This is a genomic window from Streptomyces huiliensis (assembly GCF_020037025.1).
In the GTDB taxonomy this organism is placed as follows: Bacteria; Actinomycetota; Actinomycetes; order Streptomycetales; family Streptomycetaceae; genus Streptomyces; species Streptomyces huiliensis.
The window spans coordinates 1-5,746 of record NZ_JAIQLH010000137.1 but is presented as its reverse complement, the minus strand read 5'-3'; the positions used below and the strand labels follow the sequence as shown (position 1 = coordinate 5,746).

Here is a 5,746-nt window from a genome sequence, read left to right as displayed (position 1 = left end):
AGCGACTGGCAGGCCAGGTGCAGGGCCACCAGGGAGGACGAGCAGGCCGTGTCGACGGTGACGGCCGGGCCCTCCAGGCCGAACGCGTAGGCCAGCCGTCCGGAGATGACGCTGGCGGCGTTGCCCGTGAGGACGTACCCCTCCAGGCCCTCCGCCGCCCCGGCCGCCAGCGCGGTGTAGTCCTGGCCGCTGGAGCCCGCGAACACGCCGGTGCGGCTGCCGCGCAGCGACGTCGGGTCGATGCCGGCCCGTTCGAACGCCTCCCAGGCCGTCTCCAGCAGCAGCCGTTGCTGCGGATCCATGGCCAGGGCCTCGCGCGGGCTGATGCCGAACAGGGCCGCGTCGAACCGGTCGGCGCCCTCGATGAAGCCGCCCTCGCGGGTGTACGTGGTACCGGGGTGGGCGGGGTCGGGGTGGTAGAGGGCTTCGAGGTCCCAGCCCCGGTCCTCCGGGAACGTGCCGATCGCGTCCCGCCCCTCCGCCACCAGCCGCCACAGGTCCTCGGGGCCGGCCACGCCGCCCGGGAAGCGGCAGGCCATGCCGACGACGGCGATCGGATCGTCGTCGGCCGCGGTGGTCACAGCGGACCGGACGTCCGGCGTGGCCTCGCCGAAGAGCTCCGCGAGGATCCTGCGGCTCAGCGCCTCCGGGGTCGGGTGGTCGAAGACCACCGTCGCCGGGAGCGGCAGGCCCGTCGCCGCGCGCAGCCGGTTGCGGAGCTCCACGGCGGTGAGCGACACGAACCCGATCTCGTTGAACGGCCGTCCGGGCTCGACCCGGACGTCCTGGCCGAGCACGGCTACGGCGTGGGCGGACACCAAGTCCAGCAGCACTCGCACCCGTTCGGCCTCGGGCAGTCCTTCCAGTCGCCTTAGCAACGGGGACGCGGCCGTGTCGAAGTCCTCCGCCTCCCGTACCTGGGGAGCGTGTTCGGCGTTCCGGGACCACCAGGCCGACAGGGTCGGCAACAAGGCGTCCAGGCGGGCCAGTTCGTCCGCGTCGGCCACTTCGAGGAGGGCGGCGAGGCCGTCGTGGTCCTCGTCGGCGACGGCCGTCCAGAACCGCTCCTCCAGCGGGTCCCTGTCGCCCGGGCGGGTCTCGACCCAGTAGCCGCGCCGCTGGAAGGCGTACGTGGGCAGCTCGGTGAGGCGGCGGGCGGCGGGCGGGAAGGCCGGGGTCCAGTCGACGGCGAGGCCGCGGGTGTGCGCCTCGGCCACGGAGGTGAGGAAGCGGCGCCGGTCGCCCTCGTCGCGGCGGAGCGAGCCGACGGCGACGGCCGGGACGTTCGCGTCCTGCGCGGTCTCCTCGATGCCGACGGTGAGGACGGGGTGCGGGCTGCACTCGACGAACGCGCCGTGCCCCTGCGCGAGCAGCCCGCGCACGACGGGCTCGAAGCGGACGGTCTCGCGGAGGTTGCGGTACCAGTAGCCGGCGTCCAGCCCGGCGGTGTCGAACACGTCACCGGTGAGGGTGGAGTGGAAGGGGACGGTCCCGGTGCGCGGCCGGATGCCGGCCAGGTCGGCGAGGACGCGTTCACGGACGCGCTCGACCTGGGCGGAGTGGGAGGCGTAGTCGACGGGGACGCGCCGGGCCCGGATCTCCCGCTCCTCGCAGCGGGCCAACAGCTCGTCCAGCGCGGCGGGTTCGCCGGAGACGACGGTGGACAGCGGCCCGTTGACGGCGGCGACGGACACCCGGTCGCCGAGGCCGTCCAGCAGTCCGGCGACGGCGTCGGCGCCGAGGGTGACGGCCACCATGCCGCCGGCGCCGGACAGGATCTCCCCGATGGCCCGCGAGCGCAGCGCGGCCACCCGGGCGCCGTCCTCCAGCGACAGCCCGCCCGCGACGCAGGCGGCGGCGATCTCGCCCTGGGAGTGCCCGACGACGGCGACGGGCTCGACGCCCATCGACCGCCACAGCGCCGCCAGCGACACCATCACGGCCCACAGCACCGGCTGGACGACGTCCACGCGCTCCAGCCCGGGCGCGCCGGGCGCCTCGCGCAGGACATCCGTCAGCGACCAGTCGACGAACGGGGTCAGGGCGCGCTCGCACGCCTCGATGCTCTCCCGGAAGACCGGGCTGCTGTCGAGGAGGCCGACGGCCATGCCGGCCCACTGGGAGCCCTGGCCGGGGAAGACGAAGACGGCGCCGTCGTGGGTGGCCGCGGCCTCGCCGGTCACCACGTCGGCCGAGACGCCGTCCTCCGCCAGCTCCCTTACGCCGGCGGCGAGTTCGGCTGGTCCGCCGACGACGACGGCCCGGTGGGCGAAGGCCGTCCGGCCGGTGGACAGCGTCCAGCCGACGGCCGCCGGGTCGGCGTCCGGCCGGTCGGCGAGGTGCGCGGCGAGCCGTCCGGCCTGGGCGCGGAGGGCGCCGGCGCTCTTGGCGGACAGCGGCCAGGGCAGCGCCCCCACGTCCTCGGCCCGGGGAGCTGGTTCCTCCTCCGGCGCTTGTTCGAGGATGACGTGGGCGTTGGTGCCGCTGACGCCGAAGGAGGACACGCCGGCCCGCCGGGGGCGGCCGGTGTCCGGCCAGGCCCGCCGCTCGGCCAGCAGCTCGACGGCGCCGGCGGACCAGTCGACGTGCGGGGTCGGCTCGTCGACGTGCAGGGTGCGCGGGAGGACGCCGTGCCGCAGCGCCAGCACCGTCTTGATGACGCCGGCGACGCCCGCCGCGGCCTGCGTGTGGCCGATGTTGGACTTCAACGAGCCGAGCAGCAGCGGCTGTTCGGCGGGCCGGTCCTGCCCGTACGTCGCGAGCAGCGCCTGCGCCTCGATCGGGTCGCCGAGCCTCGTGCCCGTCCCGTGCGCCTCGACGGCGTCCACGTCGCGGGCGGAGAGCCGGGCGTCGGCGAGCGCCTGCCAGATGACGCGCTGCTGTGACGGGCCGTTGGGGGCGGTGAGCCCGTTGGAGGCGCCGTCCTGGTTGACGGCCGAGCCGCGGACGACGGCGAGCACCGGGTGCCCGTTCCGGCGCGCGTCGGAGAGCCGTTCGAGGGCGAGCATGCCGACGCCCTCGCCCCAGCCGGTGCCGTCGGCGGAGGCGGCGAACGCCTTGCACCGGCCGTCGGGGGCCATCCCCCGCTGCCGGCTGAACTCGACGAACATCCCCGGTGAGGCCATGACGGCCGCGCCGCCGGCCAGGGCCAGCGTGGACTCGCCGCGCCGCAGCGACTGGCAGGCCAGATGCAGGGTGACCAGCGACGACGAGCAGGCCGTGTCGACGGTGACGGCCGGGCCCTCCAGGCCGAAGACGTACGAGAGCCGGCCGGACAGGACGCTGGCCGCGCTGCCGGACAGCAGGTAGCCCTCGAAGTTCTCGGTGGCGCGCTGGAGGAGCGCGCCGTACTCCTGGTGGCCGGTGCCGACGAAGACCCCGGCCCGGCTGCCGCGCAGCGTCTCGGGGGCGATGCCGGCCCGTTCCAGCGCCTCCCACGACGTCTCCAGCAGCAGCCGCTGCTGCGGGTCCATGGCGAGGGCCTCGCGGGGGCCGATGCCGAAGAAGCCGGCGTCGAACCGGTCGGCGTCGCGCAGGAATCCGCCCTCGCGGGCGTAGCAGGTGCCCGGGTGGTCGGGGTCGGGGTGGTAGAGCGCGTCGAGGTCCCAGCCGCGGTCGGCGGGGAACGGCCCGACGGCGTCCCGTCCTTCGTCGACCAGCCGCCACAGGTCGTCGGGGCTGCCGACGCCGCCCGGGAAGCGGCAGGCCATGCCGACGACGGCGATCGGCTCGCCGGCGACGGCCTCCATCTCCTCCAGCCGGCGGCGGGTCTCGCCCAGGTCGGCGGTGACGCGCTTGAGGTAGTAGCGCAGTTTGTCCTCGGTGCGCTGCGGCGCACCACCGCCGGTGGCGGTCTTCTCCTCGGTCCCCATGGACGCAACACCCTTCACAGTTCGACTTCGACGGCACGGTTTCCGAGCGGTCAGGAGATTCCGAGTTCCTTCTCGATGTAGTCGAAGACCTCGTCGTCGTCGGCGGCGGCGAGGTCGGCGCCGTACGCCGGCTCGTCGTCGGCCGCGGCGGCCGGCCGGTCGTCGTCCCAGCGGGCCGCGACGGCCCGCAGCCGGGTGGCGACGCGGACCCGGTCGGGGTCGTCCGGGGGCAGCGCGGCGAGGGCGGTCTCCAGCCGGACGAGGTCGTCGAGGACGGACCGGGCGGCGGAGGCGTCGTCGGCCGGGAGCGCCTCGCGGAGGTGCCGGGCGAGGGCGGTGGCGGTCGGGTAGTCGAAGACGAGGGTGGCGGACAGGCGGGTGCCGGTGGCGGCGGTGAGCCGGTTGCGGAGTTCGACGGCGGTCAGCGAGTCGAAGCCCAGGTCCTCGAACGGCTGGTCGGGGGCGACCGCGGCGGCGCCGGCGTGGCCGAGCACCTGGGCGGCCTGGGTGCGGACCAGGTCGAGCAGGGCCCGGTCGCGGCCGGCGGCGTCGAGCCCGGCGAGGCGCTGCCGCAGGTCCCCGGCGGCGTCCGGGCCCGCGTCCCCGGCCGCCTGGACGGGCGGCGGGACCAAGCCATGGAACAACGGCGGCAGTTGGGCCGAGGCGGCACGCAGGGCGGCGGTCTCCAGCCGGACGGGCAGCAGCACCGGACGGTCGCCGGCGAGGGCGGCGTCGAAGAGGGCGAGTCCCTCGTCGGCGGAGAGCGGCAGGACGCCGGAGCGGCGCATCCGCCGCCGCCCGGCCTCGTCGAGCGCGTCGGCCATGCCGCCGGTGCCCTCCCACGGCCCCCAGGCCAGCGAGAGGGCGGGCAGCCCGGCGGCGGACCGGTGCGCGGCGAGGGCGTCGAGGTACGCGTTGGCCGCCGCGTAACTCCCCTGCCCGGCGCCGCCGAGGGTGGCGGTGGCGGAGGAAAACAGCACGAACGCGGCGAGCGGCCGGTCGCGGGTGAGTTCGTGCAGGTGGTGGGCGGCGTCGGCCTTGGGGGCGAGGACGGCGGCGGCGCGCTCGGCGGTGAGGGCGGGGACGACGGCGTCGTCGACCACGCCGGCCGCGTGCACGACGGCGGTCAGCGGGTGCCCGGCGGGCACGGTGGCGAGCGCGTCCGCCAGGGCCGCTCGGTCGGACACGTCGCAGGCCCGGACGTCCACGTGGGCGCCGAGGGCCTCCAGTCCGGCCGTCAGCTCCTTGACGCCGTCGGCGTCCGGCCCGCGCCGCCCGAGCAGCAACAGGCGGCGGACGCCGTGCCGTTCGGCCAGGTGCCGGGCGACGAGGGCGCCCAGGGCGCCGGTGCCGCCGGTGACGAGGACGGTCCCGTCGGGGTCGAGCGCGGGCGGCTCGGTGCCGGCGGCGAGCCGGGCGGCGGCCAGCCGCGGGACGCGCACGGCGCCGTCACGGAGGGCGAGTTGGGGCTCGCCCGAGAGCAGCGCTCGGAGCAGCTCCGGGGACGCGTCGGCGTCCGGCGGCAGGTCGGCGAGGACGAACCGGCCGGGGTTCTCGGCCTGCGCGGCACCCACCAGGCCCCAGACGGCGGCTAGTTCGGGGTGCGGGACGACCTCCCCGGACCCGGCGGCGACCGCGCCACGGGTGACCACGGCGAGGACGGACGACGCGGTGCGCTCGTCGGCGAGCCACCCCTGGAGCAGCGTCAGCGTCTCGGCGACGGTCTCCCGCACGGGCCTGCCGGGCGCCGGGGCGAACAGCGCCACGTCGGGCACGGGCGCGCCGGCGCCGGCGGCGTCCCCGACGAGCCGCTCGGCGGCCTCCGGGGCCTCGGCGGAGGCATCACCGACCGGCTGCCCGGGCGCCGAGGCGGC

The 5,746-nt window shown here is 76.7% G+C and carries 2 protein-coding genes; both read right to left on the bottom strand.

Translation table 11 applies throughout. The features are described from left to right. Nucleotides 1–3,872 (bottom strand): type I polyketide synthase (locus JNW98_RS22565; protein WP_223770094.1); only part of this gene is annotated, 3,872 nt, incomplete at its 3' end. Between the two features lie 50 nt (nucleotides 3,873–3,922). Beyond that, nucleotides 3,923–5,746: type I polyketide synthase (locus JNW98_RS22560; RefSeq protein WP_223770093.1), on the bottom strand; the 1,824-nt coding region annotated here is incomplete at its 5' end.